This window comes from Ruminococcus sp. SR1/5, from assembly GCF_000209835.1.
Taxonomy (GTDB): domain Bacteria; phylum Bacillota; class Clostridia; order Lachnospirales; family Lachnospiraceae; genus Blautia_A; species Blautia_A fusiformis.
The window spans coordinates 2,258,006-2,275,566 of sequence record NC_021014.1 but is presented as its reverse complement, the minus strand read 5'-3'; the positions used below and the strand labels follow the sequence as shown (position 1 = coordinate 2,275,566).

Annotated in this window: 14 protein-coding genes, 2 pseudogenes and 1 CRISPR repeat array (1 of these 17 cut by a window edge); of the genes and pseudogenes, 14 read left to right on the top strand and 2 right to left on the bottom strand. The window is 44.3% G+C overall.

Annotated elements, in window-relative coordinates:
• Positions 1–950: direct repeats of the CRISPR family, unit length 30 nt; unit sequence GTATTAATAGAAACATTGTGGAATGTAAAG (it extends 714 nt beyond the left edge of the window).
• A 289-nt stretch (positions 951–1,239) separates the two neighbouring features.
• Positions 1,240–1,497 (top strand): annotated as a pseudogene (locus tag CK1_RS11345) (glycosyltransferase family A protein); the annotation flags it as partial.
• A 167-nt stretch (positions 1,498–1,664) separates the two neighbouring features.
• On the opposite strand, the gene CK1_RS11340 reads toward CK1_RS11345, so the two are convergent.
• Entirely contained in the window at positions 1,665–2,753 is a 1,089-nt protein-coding gene (locus CK1_RS11340; protein ID WP_015526367.1) for a pyridoxal phosphate-dependent aminotransferase, read from the bottom strand.
• A gap of 294 nt (positions 2,754–3,047) precedes the next feature.
• Here CK1_RS11340 and CK1_RS11335 point away from each other — a divergent pair, with 294 nt between their 5' ends.
• From CK1_RS11335 to CK1_RS11275, 13 genes are all read left to right on the top strand, one after another.
• A complete protein-coding gene (locus tag CK1_RS11335) occupies positions 3,048–3,992 on the top strand; it encodes a ketopantoate reductase family protein (RefSeq protein WP_015526366.1) in 945 nt (314 codons plus the stop codon).
• 116 nt (positions 3,993–4,108) lie between these two features.
• Entirely contained in the window at positions 4,109–4,675 is a 567-nt protein-coding gene (locus CK1_RS11330) for a LemA family protein (protein WP_015526365.1), read from the top strand.
• A 56-nt stretch (positions 4,676–4,731) separates the two neighbouring features.
• Positions 4,732–5,673, top strand: a complete 942-nt coding sequence (locus CK1_RS11325; RefSeq protein ID WP_015526364.1) for a TPM domain-containing protein — start codon at positions 4,732–4,734, stop codon at positions 5,671–5,673.
• Between the two features lie 274 nt (positions 5,674–5,947).
• A complete protein-coding gene (locus tag CK1_RS11320) occupies positions 5,948–6,622 on the top strand; it encodes a TMEM165/GDT1 family protein (protein ID WP_015526363.1) in 675 nt (224 codons plus the stop codon).
• An 89-nt stretch (positions 6,623–6,711) separates the two neighbouring features.
• Positions 6,712–6,969 carry a sporulation transcriptional regulator SpoIIID gene (gene spoIIID / locus CK1_RS11315; RefSeq protein ID WP_021653046.1) on the top strand — a complete coding sequence of 86 codons (258 nt, stop codon included), beginning with the start codon at positions 6,712–6,714 and terminating at the stop codon, positions 6,967–6,969.
• Positions 6,970–7,152: 183 nt separating this feature from the next.
• Positions 7,153–7,557 (top strand): ACT domain-containing protein, encoded by a 405-nt coding sequence (locus CK1_RS11310; protein WP_015526362.1) that lies wholly within the window; start codon positions 7,153–7,155, stop codon positions 7,555–7,557.
• Between the two features lie 484 nt (positions 7,558–8,041).
• Complete coding sequence (locus CK1_RS11305) at positions 8,042–10,564, top strand: YfhO family protein (protein ID WP_015526361.1); 2,523 nt, start codon at positions 8,042–8,044, stop codon at positions 10,562–10,564.
• A gap of 203 nt (positions 10,565–10,767) precedes the next feature.
• Positions 10,768–11,187, top strand: a complete 420-nt coding sequence (gene rpsL / locus CK1_RS11300) for a 30S ribosomal protein S12 (RefSeq protein ID WP_015526360.1) — start codon at positions 10,768–10,770, stop codon at positions 11,185–11,187.
• A gap of 229 nt (positions 11,188–11,416) precedes the next feature.
• Positions 11,417–11,887, top strand: a complete 471-nt coding sequence (gene rpsG / locus CK1_RS11295) for a 30S ribosomal protein S7 (protein ID WP_059086633.1) — start codon at positions 11,417–11,419, stop codon at positions 11,885–11,887.
• Between the two features lie 18 nt (positions 11,888–11,905).
• On the top strand, positions 11,906–14,029 hold the full coding sequence (fusA, locus tag CK1_RS11290; RefSeq protein WP_255363785.1) for an elongation factor G: 2,124 nt from the start codon (positions 11,906–11,908) through the stop codon (positions 14,027–14,029).
• 126 nt (positions 14,030–14,155) lie between these two features.
• Positions 14,156–15,349 (top strand): elongation factor Tu, encoded by a 1,194-nt coding sequence (gene tuf / locus CK1_RS11285; RefSeq protein ID WP_015526359.1) that lies wholly within the window; start codon positions 14,156–14,158, stop codon positions 15,347–15,349.
• 322 nt (positions 15,350–15,671) lie between these two features.
• Positions 15,672–16,349 (top strand): hypothetical protein, encoded by a 678-nt coding sequence (locus CK1_RS11280; protein WP_015526358.1) that lies wholly within the window; start codon positions 15,672–15,674, stop codon positions 16,347–16,349.
• A 328-nt stretch (positions 16,350–16,677) separates the two neighbouring features.
• A complete protein-coding gene (locus CK1_RS11275; protein ID WP_015526357.1) occupies positions 16,678–17,289 on the top strand; it encodes a class I SAM-dependent methyltransferase in 612 nt (203 codons plus the stop codon).
• Positions 17,290–17,431: 142 nt separating this feature from the next.
• Here the strand turns inward: CK1_RS11275 and CK1_RS18880 are convergent.
• Positions 17,432–17,561: pseudogene (locus CK1_RS18880) on the bottom strand (site-specific integrase); the annotation flags it as partial.

Here is a 17,561-nt window from a genome sequence, read left to right as displayed (position 1 = left end):
TATTAATAGAAACATTGTGGAATGTAAAGTCCTGTGTCCGGCGGTTTAATCCACGCGAGCAGTCGTATTAATAGAAACATTGTGGAATGTAAAGTTATTTGCTATACAAAAATCTTTGATCTTAGCTTTGTATTAATAGAAACATTGTGGAATGTAAAGAACTGTCCGTCAGCTTCTACGCCCAGCATTGCCTGGTATTAATAGAAACATTGTGGAATGTAAAGCTTGATGAGATTAATCGGTATTCTGCACAGGATACGTATTAATAGAAACATTGTGGAATGTAAAGTACGAAATCAGCATCGTATCTGTACCGGCAGACCCGGTATTAATAGAAACATTGTGGAATGTAAAGCTGGTATCCTCCCCTTTCGATGCTTTTAGCCGGGAGTATTAATAGAAACATTGTGGAATGTAAAGATATTTGTATGCGCCTTCCGGTCCGGCTACGGAATACGTATTAATAGAAACATTGTGGAATGTAAAGTGCAGATCAGTGGTGGTTTGAGATAGTTTAGTTTCGTATTAATAGAAACATTGTGGAATGTAAAGGAGGATGCGGATTCTTTAATGATTTACGACGCAGCGGTATTAATAGAAACATTGTGGAATGTAAAGGTGTATCAGTCAACAGCAGAATTCGGAAACCTGGTACGTATTAATAGAAACATTGTGGAATGTAAAGTGGCATCTGGTTACACAAAACTGGAATCAGACTCAGTATTAATAGAAACATTGTGGAATGTAAAGGCGTATGCAAATCGCATTTATAAGCGTTACGGTCTTGGTATTAATAGAAACATTGTGGAATGTAAAGAATTTACGAGCCCCGAGAAAACTGACCGAAGAGCAGAGTATTAATAGAAACATTGTGGAATGTAAAGCTGCTAAAAAAAGAAGGAGAAAAAATCCGGAAGATTGTATTAATAGAAACATTATGGAGTGTCAAAGATTAAGAACAATTTTTTACATAGGCATTCCCCCCCCTTAATGTTAACCCCACGTTAAATCTTCATTCAACCTTCGCAAAGTCCATTGTATTCCAATTTTTCCATCCCGATAATATACGCAGATAAAGCAGTTTCAGGAGTTGATGAGATCTGAATCTGAAGAAGCTGGCTGGCAGATCAGAGTTCGTGTAAGGGAAGAGAGATGGATAGCAGTATGGACAAAGTTCTGACGGTGATCGTACCTGTCTACAATATGGAAAAATATATCCGGTAGTGTCTGGAATCTCTGGTGATCGGGGAGGCGCTGGACCGGATCGAGGTGCTGGTGGTGTTGGATGGCTCCAAGGATGGTTCTGCGGAGATCGCGTATGAGTTTGTGGAGCAGTATCCGGATACCTTCCGGATCATTTATAAGGCGAATGGTGGTCATGGTTCAGCAATCAACACAGGTCTTATGATGGCGTCCGGTGAGTATGTGAAGATCCTGGACAGTGATGACTGGGTAGAAAGGGATGCTTTCTGCAGGCTGGTGGACTGCCTTGAAACGGAAGGGACGGAGCCTGCCAGACAGGCGGGGCGGAAGATCGATGAAAACTGCTACTACGTTGATGTAGAATTTGTCATGTATCCCATCACTGAGGTAGAGCCGAGTCTGTCAGGCACAGGAAGCATAAAACAGGGGATCCAGAAATCCCGGATCGTATTGTACAGCTTTTACAGCGATTTCAGCACTTTAACAAGCCGTGAATTATCCTCCGGCATCATAATACAGAATCGTACAAATTCCCCGTCCAGGCACTGGAAGGAAGAACAGTCACGGATCATCATGCCTTGTCTGATGCAGGCTTCAAATACGTCATAGGAGGTCAGTCCGTTTTTCAGGATCCGGAGCAGGATAAAGTTTGCATAGGCGGGATAGATTTTGTAGGTGTCTGTATCCCTCAGTTCTCGGATCATCCGGTCGCGTTCGGAAAGGATCAGATTTCTGGTTTCTTTAATATAATCTTCATCCTGCAGCATGATCTCTCCTGCAAAGGCACCAAGGCTGTTAAGTGACCATGGTGTCTGTTTTTCGCGCATTTTTGCAAGAAAGTCCATATTTCCGGTGATGCCGTAGCCCAGGCGCATTCCGGGAGCAGCAAAGAATTTGGATACGCCGCGGAGTACCATGAGATTGGTGAATTCCCGTGTCAGCGGAACTGCGGTGATGGCGTTGATATCCGGGGCAAATTCCACATAGGTTTCGTCGATCATCACGAAGATATTTTTTTCTGCACAGAAACCGATAAGTCTGCGAAGCTCTTCCTGGGTGATGGCAGAGGAGGTCGGATTGTTGGGGTTGCAGAGGATGAGAAAATCATAGCCCTGCTCCAGCTTTCGGCAGAGATCCGGAATGTCCGGCTCGAAATCATTGCTTTCCTGAAGGTGGTAGTATTCCTGGGTACTTCCGGAGAAAGAGAGCTCTCTGGAGTATTCAGAATAGGTAGGCCCAAGGATCAGAGTATGCTTCGGGGCACGCTCCTGGATCAGAAGGGAGATCAATTCGCTGGAGCCGTTTCCCGGAAGGATGAAATCAGCGGGAATATTGCAGTAGCTGGAAATCGTATTCCGAAGGGATGTGTATTCTCTGTCCGGGTAGGAGGAAAGGATATCCACGTGTTCTGCAATGGCTCTGCCGGCTTTTGGGGAAAGTCCCAGAGGATTGACATTTGCACCGAATTTGACGATGTTTTCTTTTTTCAGATTGTAGTAGCTGCAGATCTTTTCTATATCACTTCCGTGAAAAACGGGTTTGGTATCCATTTTTGTCACCTCACATTTTTGTTTTTTCGTAAAAAATTTATATCCAGTATACACCAGAATCCGGGACAAAAAAAGACGGGATAAAAAGTTTCTGTATTTTTCTATATTTTTTTGAACAGGATATTACTGAAAATTGCTTTCTAGAAATGTATGGGAATATTTGATACAATGAGCAGGTAGTGAATGCGGATTGTGAATATCCATGCTGTTTGTCAATGCGGATCGTGAATATCCACATTTTTCCCGGGGCGGGTAAGTTTTCAGGGAGAAACAGCAGGAAAGGAAACAGAAAATATGAATACAGAAGAGAAAAAGATCGCAGTGATCGGAATTGGTGGTGTTGGCGGCTACATAGCCGGGCTGCTGGCGAAGGCGTATCCGCATGTGACGATGGTTGCACGTGGCGCCAAGGCAGAGAGCATCCGGAAAAAAGGCCTGGTGCTCCACAGTGATTATAAGGGTGAGATCGTGGCAAAGCCAGAGCGGGTAGTTCCAATTCAGGATATGGGACAGCAGGATTATATTTTTATCTGTGTAAAAAATTATTCTCTGGCTGAGGTGTGCGAAAGTATCCGGGACATGGTCACGGATAACACAGTGATCATTCCGGTGATGAATGGTGTGGACCCGGGAGAAAACATCCGCCGTCTGGTTGGTAAGGGAATGGTTGTGGATTCGCTGATCTATACGGTGGCTTTTGCCAATGAGGATTTTTCCATTTCCCAGCAGGATACGTTTACGTGGCTTTGTATTGGAATCAAAGATGCGGATGAACGGCAGCAGAAGAAAGTTGCAGAAGTGGCAGGGATCCTGAAAGGTGCGGATATTGATTATAAGGATCAGGGGGATATCGAGGTGGAGATCTGGAGAAAGTATATCCTCAACTGTGCCTTTAATGTGATGACTGCTTTTTATGATAATACCATCGGGGAGCTCCGCAGAGATCCGGTGAAAGCGCAGCAGTATGAGAAGCTTGTATGGGAAGCTGCCAGTGTAGGTCAGGCCAAGGGGGTTGCGCTGACGGATGAGCACATCAATGAGGTGATCCATAAATTCCGCCATGTACATGCAGATAATGCAACCAGCTCCCTGCAGAGAGATTTTCGCATCCGGAGAAAACAGACGGAGCTGGAAACCTTCAGCGGCTATATTGTGAAAGAAGCGAAGAGACTTGGTGTTTCCATTCCGCTTTCCGAAAAAATATATCAGGGACTTATGGAAATAGCAGAAAAATTCTGACCGAAAAGGGTGAGTTTTTCTGGTGGAATCCTGTATGCTCTGGTACAATGGGGATATAAAAAATCCTGTATCGCAGGCTGAAAGGTTATCTGTGATATCGGAAGGGAGGAAAAGAGATGAAGAAAGTATTTTTGGCTGTTATTGCAGTGATCGTGGTCCTTGCTGGAGGACTTATGCTCAGTTACAACGGGCTTGCCGGAAGTAAAGAAGCTGTGGAAACAGCAGAGGCTGATGTGGATACCATGCTGCAGAGACGGGCAGATCTGATCCCGAATCTCGTCAGCACGGTAAAAAGCTACACGAAGCATGAGACGGAGGTTGTTGACAGGGTTCTGGCGGCGAGGGACCAGCTGATGAATGCGGATACTGTGGAAGAGAAATCTGAGGCAGATCAGCAGATGGACAGTGCACTTTCCGGTCTGAAGGTTGTGGTGGAAAATTATCCGGAACTGAAAAGCAATACTACTTATGTGGGCCTGATGGATGAACTGTCCGGAAGCGAAAACCGGATTTCTGTAGCGAGAAAAGATTATAATGAGGCTGTGAAAGCTTATAACACAAGGCTTGTGAAATTCCCAGGGAATGTATTTGGTTCCATGCTTGGCTTTGAGAAGGCGTCATATTTTGAGGCCGATGATTCAGCAGCAGATACGCCGGATGTAGGGGATATGCTGGCAGAGTGATAAGATCAGACCATTGTTCTGATGAAATGAAAGAACGGATAGAGGGAGAATATCCTATGAAAAAATGGATCGGACGGATGGCTGTGCTGCTGGCTTTTGTATTGACGCTGTCCGGAAGTACGCTGGCAGCTTTCGGGAAGATCCCGTCTGCCACAAAAGAATTCTATGTTAATGATTATGCAGGGGTTTTCAGCGATACCTGGAAGGAAGAGCTTTGCAAGGCTGGTGAGCAGCTGTATGAGGATACCACAGCGCAGCTGGTTGTCCTTACCGTGGATACCACCGATGGGGAAGACATCAGTGATTATGCAGTGGAAACCGGCCGCAAATGGGGAATTGGTTCAAAGAAGAAAAATAATGGTGTCCTGATCGTCCTCTCGGTTTCGGACCGTAAAGTCTGGGTATCTGTCGGCTACGGTCTTGAGGGAAAGCTGCCTGATTCAAAGACCGGACGACTTCTGGATGAATATGCAGTTCCTTCCTATAAAGACAATCAGTTTGAAAAAGGTACCGTGGAGCTTTATTATGCACTGCTAAATGAGATCCGTGAGGAATACGGCCTGGAGAAGATAACAGCTCCCAGGTATGAGAAGGTGCAGCAGGATGTGGACGACGATGAGGATGAGGGAACTGTCTGGGAGATCGCGCTGGGGCTTGTGATGATCGTTTTGCTCATGGTGGGCGCATATCTGCTGTGCGTGATGCTGCCTGTATTTCTTATCGTGACTATGGTTCTGATTCTGAAGGGCCTGATAATGAAATTGTCGGGAAAGGATACCGCAGACTACTGGAAAAAGAATTTCAGCCGTATGAGTGTACTGCACCGGCTCTTTAATTCCCTGTTTCCGCTGAGCTGGATCCTAGGAAGAGGAGGAAAAAGCAGCGGCGGAAGTTCCGGTAATGACGATGACATAGATGATGATTATGACAGCTACGACAGCGGAAGCTCCGGAGACGGAGGAAGCTTCGGCGGTGGCGGTGCAGGCAGGGATTTCTAGTGGTGTCGGCATGAATCGCCGGTTCTCTTGTACAGCACAGGCGGAGCTTTCTAATGCTCTTGACAAAATTTCTCAACTTTGCTACAATGACGAAAATCAATTCCGTGAGGGAGTAATTCGCGTGTAGACGTGGTTTGTCAACATACTGGTGCATGCACCTGGCAAATCTTAAAGAATGAGACTCATGTATATTTTATTTCTGTTACAGAGATAGAGTATACGTGGGTCTTTTTTTATGGCTCCGGAGCGGATGAATATGCAAAGGAGAAGAAAAATGCTGTTATTTATGAAAGTGCTTTTTACCCAGTTTATTGCGGAAATGGGTGACAAAACACAGCTGATGCTGGTGGCAATGACTTCCAGGTTCAAGCTGAAGGATATTTTGCTTGGAACCGGTGTTGCTGTCCTGGTGCTCAACGGACTGGCAGTGCTTGCAGGAGGTATTATCAGTACCGTGGTCCCTACCTGGCTGATCCGTCTGATCGCAGGTGCAGCGTTCCTGTTTTTTGCGGTGACAACACTGGAGGGTGACGATGATGAGGAGGAGAATGTTAAGGATCGTAAGATCAGATTTGCACCGCTGTCTGTATTCTGTACATTTTTTGTTGCGGAGCTGGGGGATAAGACACAGCTTACCGCAATTACATTTGGTGCCAATGAGGGACTGAGTTCAGCGGTTTTGGTATGGCTTGCCTGTTCACTGGGACTTTTTGCAGCGGATGTGATCGGACTTCTGATCGGATATCTTCTGAAAAGCAAGGCACCGGAGGGAATCCTCAATACAGTTGCATTTGTTATTTTTTCCATCTTTGGAATCCTGACGCTGAGACAGGGATTTGGCCTTCTGCTCGGGGCGGGCTCTTCTATGATCCTTCCGCTTACCGTAGCGGTTACGGTTGTGTTTGTGATCGTCTGTCTTGTGCTTTATAAGCAGGCGAAAAAGAATTAAATTATTATAAGGAGCTTTGCACAGAATAGGGCTCATACCTGAAAAAGCCTCCGCATACACTGTAAAAAAGCGTCTTCGGGGGCTTGGCAGTGAAGGATTATATTGAAGAACGTGCAGTTGAGATCGCAGGATATATTGTTGAAACAAAGGCTACGGTGCGGCAGGCAGCTAAGAAATTCGGGATCAGTAAGAGTACGGTACATAAGGATTGCGTAGAACGCCTGAAAGTGATCAATCCGGCTCTGGCCATAGAAGTTCGCAAGGTACTGGATGTAAACAAGCAGGAGCGACATATCCGGGGAGGTATCGCTACCCGGGAAAAATATCTCCATGCTCACATGCGGTGAACAGGCGGGCCGGGTTAAATGCTGATCATAAAATATCAGTGTTTATGGAGCCGGGTAAACTAAAATATGAATGTCTGTGTTATTATCCGGCTTGCTCTGGTTGACATACCTGATAAGATGTGCGAAGATTTATCATACGATAGAACAGCAAAATAAAGCACATAGGAAAGAGAGGATTTTATCATGCTGAAACAGTTATCCATCTATGCAGAAAATAAAAAGGGTGTTATGCAGAACATTACCGGTATCCTGAAGAACGAGGATATCAACATTCTGGGCTCTGTGACTAATGACAGCGCAGAGTACGGAATCGTACGAATGGTAGTTTCGGAGCCGGATAAGGCAATGGAGGCTCTGATCGCTGCAGGATATCTCTGCCACGTGATCGAGGTGATCGGAGTGGAGGTTGAGGATAAGACTGGAAATCTGAATGATCTGCTTCTTACACTGAAGGACAGTAATGTGAGCGTGGATTATCTGTACCTCTCCTTTAACCGTGATTCAGGCAAGCCGATCATGGTATTCCATACCGAGGATATCATGGAAGTGAGATCCTGCCTGAAATCCAGAGGCTATACCGTTTTATAAAAACAGGATTTTACCGTGTGGTAGAGGCTTTTATCCGTTTGATAAATATTAAAATATTCTATATTATAAACACGAAATATCAATTTTACAAATGTATATGGCCATGCTATCATATATCCATAATAGTTCTTAACCTGTAAACAGCCACCTCAGGATATGTGAATATCCGTATCATACAGGCCGGGAACTAAAAACTCATCACATAAAGTTAATAATTACACCCATGAAGAGATCTGTGGATCAGCGTACACAGATTCCTTCAGAAAGAAGCTGTTACGTCGGCGGAGTTTTCTGTGTCTCTAAGGATGTGACAGCCTTTTTCTTTTGCTCTGAAAAAATTCGCAGTAATTTCACAAAAACATGATACAGTAGGAAAAAACGACGGAAAAGAAATAACAGTATTTCAGAAAATAACAGCCGATAGATAATTCAGCTGTCCAGAACAGAACGGACTGGAATTACTACAGACAGACGAGGAAATGAAATGAGACCAATAAGAATACAGAAAGCGGAAAAAAACAAAAAACAGGGAAACAGAGGGTGGATCTATCTCCTGGCGTTTCTGTTTCCGGTGCTGATCTTTACGCTGGGCTTTGCATTGAAGGGTGTTTATCCTTTTGGAGAAAATTCGGCGCTGGTGGTAGATGGAGTCCATCAGTATACAGCCTTTTACAGGGAACTTTCAGAGCAGCTTGGAAAGGGAACGGGCTGGACCTGGTCTGCACATGCCATGGGATATAATTTTTACGGATTGTTTTGCTATTATCTCTGCAGTCCGTTCAGCTTCCTAATACTGCTGTTTATGAAATTCATGTATGTAAACGAGGCTGTCACTGCGGTGATCCTGATCAAGGCAGGGCTTTGCAGCGTATCCATGGCATGGTATTCCGGGAAAAAATATCCGGGCAGAGGAAGTATGGCAGTTTCTCTTGGCTGTATGTACGCACTGTCTGATTTTTTTATAGGCTATTACAGCAATGTGATGTGGCTGGACTGTATCATGCTTCTTCCGGTGCTTGCATATCTTATTGAACAGCTGGTGCATACCGGAAAATGGCGAGGGTATTGTCTGGTGCTGGGGTACTGTATTTTAACCAGCTATTATATGGGATTTATGTTATGCACATTTGCTGCTTTTTATTATCTGGCAGAGCTGGCTGCGGCAGAATCCGGTCGACGGCCGGAGAAAATCCGTTTTTCATTATTGAAATTTGCCGGGGCGTCTGTTGCCGGAGCCGGACTTGCAGGAATCACACTGATCCCCGGAATTGCTGCGGTATCCAGAACTGCAGCGGCGGAAGAGGCAGGCACCGGACTTTCGGGAGTGTACGGAGATATCTGGAAACAGCTGGGCGCATTATTCGAGGATTCCCTGTCCTTTGTAAAATCCGGCGACCAGGGAGATGTGAACCTTTACTGTGGCTGTGCAGTGCTGCTTTTTGCCGGAATTTATTTTCTGAATAAAGAAATCCGCACAGCAGAAAAAATCGTAACAGGTATATTGATCGTTTTGTATTTTGCGGGGATCCATATCACAGCGCTGAATCTGCTTTTTCACGGATTGCATAAACCTGTGGGAATCCCCAATCGTTTTGTGTTCATCCTGATATTTCTGCTGTTGAAAATGTCCTGTGATGCATGGGGAAATGTGGAAAATGAAAGCACAGGAAGAATTTTTGCCGGACTGATCGCTGCAGAGGGCTTCTGTATCGTTGTGGGGATCAAAAGTGGAAATATCTGGGGACTTCTGCTTACAGCAGGGGTTCTTGCAGTATTCTTTCTGGTTATGTGGACGGAACGGTGTATCTGTGGAAAACTGTCCGGTCATGCCTTCTGCTGTGTGGAGATCCGAAAGCTGGGATGTCTGGTGCTGGCAGTGCTGATCCTTGCAGAGACAGGAATTCACGGAATCGTCAGTATTACAGATAATGGAACCGCAAACCGTGATATTTATGTGGAAAGTGAGCAGGAGGTTTGTGGATTACTGGAATCTGCCGGTGTGGATCAGGTGGATTACCGTGCCGCCATCGTAAATCCTCTTGTGAGGAATGAAGAGATGCTGTATCAGCTGAACGGGATATCTATGTATTCCTCTACTAATACAGAGGAAATGTGGGATTTTGTAAAAAACATGGGCTTTGAAAATCTGGAAAATCGTTTTCAGTATGCAGGATCCACGGAAGTGACGGATATGCTTCTGGGAATACGATATCTGTTTTGCAGGAATACAAGAAAGCTTCATATTGTTTATAAAAAAATCGGAGAAAGCCAGTCCTTTGATCTCTATGAGAATCCGAGAGCACTGAAAGCAGGATATATGGTCAGTGATTCTGTACTGGACTATGTAATGGAAGGAACAGATCCACTTGAAGTTCAGAACCGGCTGCTCAGCGGTATTGCGGGAAAAAGACTGTACAAAATGCAGACGGTGTCTTCAGAAGCAGTATGGGCCGGGACTGTGGATTTTGATATTTCGCTGAAAAAAGGGGAGCATGGGTATCTCTATATTCCGGGGACAGAGCCGGAAACTGTAACGATCAACGGCCAGGAGCAGAAATCCGATTACTGGAATAATAATTTCCTGGATCTTGGCACTTATGATACGGATACGGTTGTGCATGTAACTGCGGAAACCGGAATGCAGGAAGCGGTTCTGGGAACTTACCGGGAATCGGACCTGGATGAGATCTATGAAATGCTTTCTTCCCAGCAGATGGATCTGAAGAATGGAAAGGGTACCATAGCTGCAGCAAAGGATGGAATGCTCCTTCTCAGCATATTTTATGATCCTGATATGCAGATTTATGTAGATGGGAAAAAGGTCGATGGGAAAAGCATCCAGGGGCTTACCGGTGTAAAGCTTTCGGCCGGGACACATACGGTTACTATGAAATATCGGACTCCGGGGCTGCAGGCGGGAGCAGTTCTTTCTATATTAATAGCAGGAATACTGGGAATACTCTGGTATATCAGCAGAAGAAAAATGGGTATTTCCGGCAGGTTGTGACATCTATGGAGAAAACCGTGTAAAACCCCTGTAAAATCAGCAAAAATTCTTTATAAAACACCTTGACAAGCCCTGTATTTACGGTCTATAATGAGCAAGCGTGCGAATGAAACGTTATATTTTCGCATGCCGTAATTTGTAAATAGCAACCGCAAGGCCCCATGGGAAAGCCCATGGAGAAATAAATCGGGAGGTGAAATGGAATGCCAACATTCAACCAGTTAGTAAGAAAGGGCCGTCAGACAGCTGTTAAAAAATCTACAGCACCGGCTCTGCAGAAAACATACAACTCTTTAAGAAAGAAAGCAGTTGATCAGGCTGCTCCACAGAAACGTGGTGTTTGTACTGCTGTTAAAACAGCTACTCCTAAAAAGCCTAACTCAGCTCTTAGAAAGATCGCCAGAGTTCGTCTTTCCAACGGTATCGAGGTAACAAGTTATATTCCAGGAGAGGGTCACAACCTTCAGGAGCATAGCGTTGTTCTTATCCGTGGAGGAAGAGTTAAGGACTTACCTGGTACAAGATACCACATCATCAGAGGTACTCTTGATACCGCAGGTGTCGCTAACAGAAAACAGGCTCGTTCCAAATACGGAGCTAAGAGACCTAAAGTTAAAAAATAATTTTTGTAGATCAGAAATCTACGCCGCTTCCTGATTGCAGATAATCAGGAGGATTACAAAGATATTATTCATCTAATGTATTACAGCGGAAGACTATAAGGATTTGTACGGTATTCCATATACCCTGTCGGTTGCGGGTTAAATATAGGACCTTACCAGTGCGAACATGCAATAGTTTTACTGCGTGAGTACCGATGATATAATCAATATGATTAAGGAGGGAAGTAACGTGCCACGTAAAGGACATACTCAGAAAAGAGACGTTCTGGCTGACCCGATGTACAATAACAAAGTGGTTACCAAGCTTATCAATAACATCATGTTAGACGGTAAGAAAGGTGTTGCTCAGAAAATTGTATACGGTGCATTCACCAGAGTAGAGGAAAAAGCTGGTAAACCAGCAATTGAAGTATTTGAAGAGGCTATGAACAACATCATGCCAGTTCTCGAGGTAAAAGCAAGACGTATCGGTGGTGCTACTTATCAGGTTCCGATCGAGGTAAGAGCAGACAGACGTCAGGCACTTGCTCTTCGTTGGCTTACAATGTTCTCACGTAAGAGAGGCGAGAAGACAATGGAAGAAAGACTGGCTAATGAGCTTCTGGACGCAATGAACAACACAGGTGCATCCGTTAAGAGAAAAGAAGACATGCACAAGATGGCTGAGGCAAATAAAGCATTTGCTCACTATCGCTTCTAATTCGAGGAGGAAAATTCATTGGCTGGAAAAGAAGGAAGAGAATATCCATTAGAGAGAACCAGAAATATCGGTATCATGGCGCATATCGATGCTGGTAAAACAACTCTTACAGAGCGTATTCTTTATTACACAGGTGTTAACTACAAGATCGGTGATACTCATGAAGGTACAGCGACAATGGACTGGATGGAGCAGGAGCAGGAGCGTGGTATCACAATCACATCCGCTGCTACAACATGTCACTGGACTCTTGAGGAGAACTGCAAACCAAAGCCAGGTGCTCTTGAGCATCGTATCAACATCATTGATACACCAGGACACGTAGACTTCACTGTTGAGGTTGAGCGTTCCCTTCGTGTACTTGATGGTGCTGTCGGCGTTTTCTGTGCTAAGGGTGGTGTTGAGCCGCAGTCAGAGAACGTATGGCGTCAGGCTGATACCTACAATGTACCTCGTATGGCATTCATCAACAAGATGGATATCCTTGGTGCAAACTTCTACGGTGCAGTAGAGCAGATCAAGACTCGTCTTGGTAAAAACGCTATCTGCCTTCAGCTTCCGATCGGAAAAGAGGATGACTTCAAAGGAATCATCGATCTTTTCGAGATGAAAGCATACATCTACAATGATGAGAAGGGTGATGACATCTCCATTACTGATATCCCGGAGGATATGCAGGAAGATGCAGAACTTTATCATACAGAGCTGATCGAGAAGATCTGCGAGCTGGATGATGACCTCATGATGGAGTATCTTGAGGGAGATGAGCCTTCTGTAGACAAGCTGAAAGCTGTCCTCAGAAAAGCTACATGTGAGTGTACAGCAGTACCGGTTTGCTGCGGTTCCGCTTACAGAAACAAAGGTGTTCAGAAACTTCTGGATGCAATCCTTGAGTATATGCCGGCTCCTACAGATATCCCGGCTATCAAGGGTGTTGACCTTGACGGCAACGAAGTTGAGAGACATTCATCTGATGATGAGCCGTTCTCCGCTCTTGCATTCAAGATCATGACTGACCCATTCGTAGGAAAACTTGCTTATTTCCGTGTTTATTCAGGAACAATGAACTCCGGTTCTTATGTACTGAATGCCACAAAAGATAAAAAAGAGCGTGTTGGACGTATTCTTCAGATGCACGCTAACAAACGTATGGAGCTGGATAAGGTTTACTCCGGTGATATCGCTGCAGCGATCGGATTCAAATTCACTACAACAGGTGATACAATCTGTGACGAGCAGCATCCGGTAATCCTTGAGTCCATGGAGTTCCCGGAGCCAGTTATCGAGCTCGCGATCGAGCCTAAGACAAAAGCTGGACAGGGCAAACTTGGTGAGGCACTTGCTAAGCTTGCTGAGGAGGACCCGACATTCCGTGCTCATACAGATCAGGAAACTGGACAGACCATTATCGCTGGTATGGGTGAGCTTCACCTGGATATCATCGTTGACCGTCTTCTTCGTGAGTTCAAGGTTGAGGCTAACGTTGGTGCACCTCAGGTTGCTTACAAAGAGACAATCACCAAGCCTGTTGATGTAGACAGCAAGTATGCTAAACAGTCTGGTGGTCGTGGACAGTATGGTCACTGTAAAGTTAAATTCGAGCCTATGGATGCCAACGGAGAAGAGCTGTACAAGTTCGAGTCCACAGTTGTTGGTGGTGCTATTCCGAAGGAATACATCCCGGCAATTGGCGAAGGTATCGAGGAAGCTATGAAAGCTGGTATCCTCGGAGGATTCCCGGTAGTTGGTGTACATGCAAATGTATACGATGGTTCTTACCATGAAGTCGATTCTTCTGAGATGGCATTCCACATTGCAGGTTCTCTTGCATTCAAGGATGCTATGCAGAAAGCAGCTCCGATTCTTCTTGAGCCAATCATGAAGGTCGAAGTTACTACACCAGAGGATTACATGGGTGACGTTATCGGTGATATCAACTCCCGTCGTGGACGTATCGAGGGTATGGAAGATATCGGCGGCGGTAAGATGATCCGTGGATATGTTCCGCTTTCCGAGATGTTCGGATATGCTACAGACCTTCGTTCCAGAACACAGGGACGTGGTAACTACTCTATGTTCTTCGAGAAATATGAGCAGGTTCCGAAGTCTGTACAGGAGAAGATCCTTTCCAAAAAGGACTGATCTGATATAAAATAATAAAATGCTTGCAAATAACCTTGGTTTGCAATATAATCAAGGTTAGCAAGTTTAAATCTGAAAAAATGCTCTAATTTTGATAGAGCCAAGTTTTAAGGAGGACATTTTAAAATGGCAAAGGCTAAGTTTGAGAGAACAAAACCGCATTGTAACATTGGTACCATCGGACACGTTGACCATGGTAAAACAACATTAACAGCAGCTATCACTAAAGTTCTTGCAGAGAGAGTTCCAGGAAACGTAGTAGAGAACTTTGAGGATATCGATAAAGCTCCAGAGGAAAGAGAGCGTGGTATCACAATTTCTACAGCTCACGTTGAGTATCAGACAGAGCGTAGACATTACGCACACGTTGACTGCCCAGGACATGCTGACTACGTTAAGAACATGATCACAGGTGCAGCTCAGATGGATGGTGCTATCCTTGTTGTTGCTGCTACAGACGGTGTTATGGCTCAGACTAAAGAGCATATCCTTCTTTCCCGTCAGGTAGGTGTTCCTTACATCGTTGTATTCATGAACAAATGTGATATGGTAGACGATGAGGAGCTTCTTGAGCTCGTAGAGATGGAGATCCGTGATCTTCTTTCCGAGTATGACTTCCCAGGAGATGACATTCCGGTTATCCAGGGTTCTGCTCTTAAAGCTCTTGAGGATCCGGCTGGCCCATGGGGAGACAAGATCATGGAGCTTATGGATGCTGTTGATGAGTACATTCCGGACCCACAGCGTGACACAGATAAACCGTTCGTAATGCCTGTAGAGGACGTATTCTCCATCACAGGACGTGGTACAGTTGCAACTGGTAGAGTTGAGGCTGGTGTTCTTCACGTATCTGAGGAAGTTGAGATCGTTGGTATCAAAGAGGAGACTCGTAAAGTTGTTGTAACTGGTATCGAGATGTTCCGTAAACTTCTTGATGAGGCTCAGGCTGGTGATAACATCGGAGCACTTCTTCGTGGTGTTCAGAGAAACGAGATCGAGCGTGGACAGGTTCTTGCTAAACCAGGAACACTTACATGCCATACAAAATTCACAGCTCAGGTTTACGTTCTGACTAAAGACGAGGGTGGCCGTCATACACCATTCTTCAACAACTATCGTCCGCAGTTCTATTTCAGAACAACAGACGTAACAGGTGTTTGCAACCTTCCAGAGGGAACAGAGATGTGCATGCCTGGAGATAACATCGAGATGACAATCGAGCTGATTCATCCGATCGCTATGAGCCAGGGTCTTACATTTGCTATCCGTGAAGGTGGACGTACTGTAGGATCAGGACGTGTTGCTACAATCATCGAGTAATCGTTAATTAGTATAACATCCTAATTTAATATATATTGAGTACCGCAAGGTACATTGTGTCCAAACGTAAGATACCCCGGAACCGTAAGGTTTCCGGGGTTTTTCTGTTGGGTGGAAAGTAAAATCATCTATGAATTTTCAATGCGGAGATTAAAGGAAATTTATCAATAAGACTAAGTAAAGATAAATTTAAAATTGAAAAATAAGACCAGCGGTGCCAAAACGGTGCCAAAAAAACTCCTGCGAATGTTTGCTATTCACAGGAGTAATTTTTTTACCAGCCTTTGATCTGTTTGATCTGTTCAGCACGTTCCGGATCACGATGATATTGCAGTTTCAGACGGATTGTTACCACAATATCCAGCTTTTAAAAGATGACAAGGAGCAGGCAGTTAAAGATAAAGAGGAAGCTGAGAAGTGTGCGGAAAAAGCCGAGAAAGATCTGCATAGCCTGGAAGAACGCAGAGAACGGTTACAGCCGGTAATGGATAATGTCAGCAAAGAAATAAAGGAATATGGAACAGTGAAAACTCTACTTCCAGAAGCTGGTGCATTGGAACGTGCAACAACCTACCGGGATAAGAAAATAAAACCACTGTTTACTCAGGTGAAAAATAAAATTGCTGCGATGGCTGCACAGGTTAAAGAACTTGCCGAAGAAGTAGAAAAATGGAAACACAAATATCAGAAAACAAAGCAAGCATATAACCAAATACAAAGAGAGTTAGATGCAGTGCGTGAAGAAAAAGAGCAGTTATTTGATGAAAAACAACAATTGCAGGATGTTTCTGATAGATATGACCGGGTAGTGCGTGTTCTTGGAGAAAATGCTGTAGATGATGCGGTACAACAGGATATACAGGAGCAGAAGGCATTAGAAGAAAAGCGACAAATGGAGCAAATGCCAACAGGAAGTATTCACGAAAGACTTGCCTGGGGAGCCAGAAAGAGCAGTCGGAAGGCTGCTCTTTGGCAATCTAAGAATAGAGTTTTGGGATAGAATATGATAAAATGTAAGAGATAAATCGGTATTTAACGAGGAGGTAATGATTATGAGTAGAAATATAAAAGGTGGTTTTTAACATTAAGTAGTGTTGTTGGTATTGTAGGAATGATAATAGCGGCAATGCAAAATCCAGCAACTGCATGGGTAACGCCACCTGGAAGAATGATTATAAGTATTTTAGAAAATGGATTATTGATTCCTACGGTTTTATTCCTTGTTCTTTTATTTATGGATTGTATATTCTCCTAACGGAGAAAAACGATTGAGCAATACCGGTTTGTCGAATTAAGAAAACCGGTATTTGTGGAGGAGGAATTCTGTAATGAGATTTTTTGAAAATACCCGTAAGCCACAAGGCTTCGGCGGAAAATTGATGACGAAGATGATGAACAGCGGTCACGCCAAATTATCGCAATGGGGATTCTCAAATATCTCCACGAAGTCTGATGCTGAAGTTCTTGACGTCGGCTGTGGCGGCGGAGCAAATATTGCGGTCTGGCTTGATAGATGTAGAAATGGCCACGTGACAGGAATGGATTATTCTGAGGTTAGTGTGGCAAAATCTCAAAAATTGAACGCCCTCGCCATTAAACAAGGGAAATGTAATGTAGTTCAAGGAGATGTATCTGCTATACCCTTTTCTGACGCGACTTTTGATTATGTTTCTGCCTTCGAAACAGTTTACTTTTGGCCAGGATTAGTAAAATGCTTTTCCGAGGTCAACCGTGTGCTGAAAAGCGAAGGCATATTCCTGATTTGTAACGAGAGTGACGGAACGAATGCCGCAGATGAAAAATGGACAAAGATGATCAATGGTATGAAGATTTACACATCTAAACAACTTGTTGCCGCTTTGAAAGAAACGGGTTTTACAGAGATCAAAACGTATTCAAATGCAAAAAATCATTGGATAAGTATTGTTGCAACGAAATAGCCAAATTCAAGTTTGCCGAAATATATTTCTAACTTTCCCTATTTTACAGGCTTTCCAGCCTGTGCATTAGCGAAACGATATGTATTTTCCCTTATTTTTGCCCTTATGAGATAATCGTAAGGGAAATAAGGGAAAGTTTTATTTAGTCATTGCCTGCCACTTTATCAAGTAACCTTGCAGATTCCCGCTTGGCTTTTCTTGTAGAGTGTGCATAGACATTCATGGTGGTACTGACATCTGAGTGCCCTAACAGTTCCTGCACATCCTTTGGT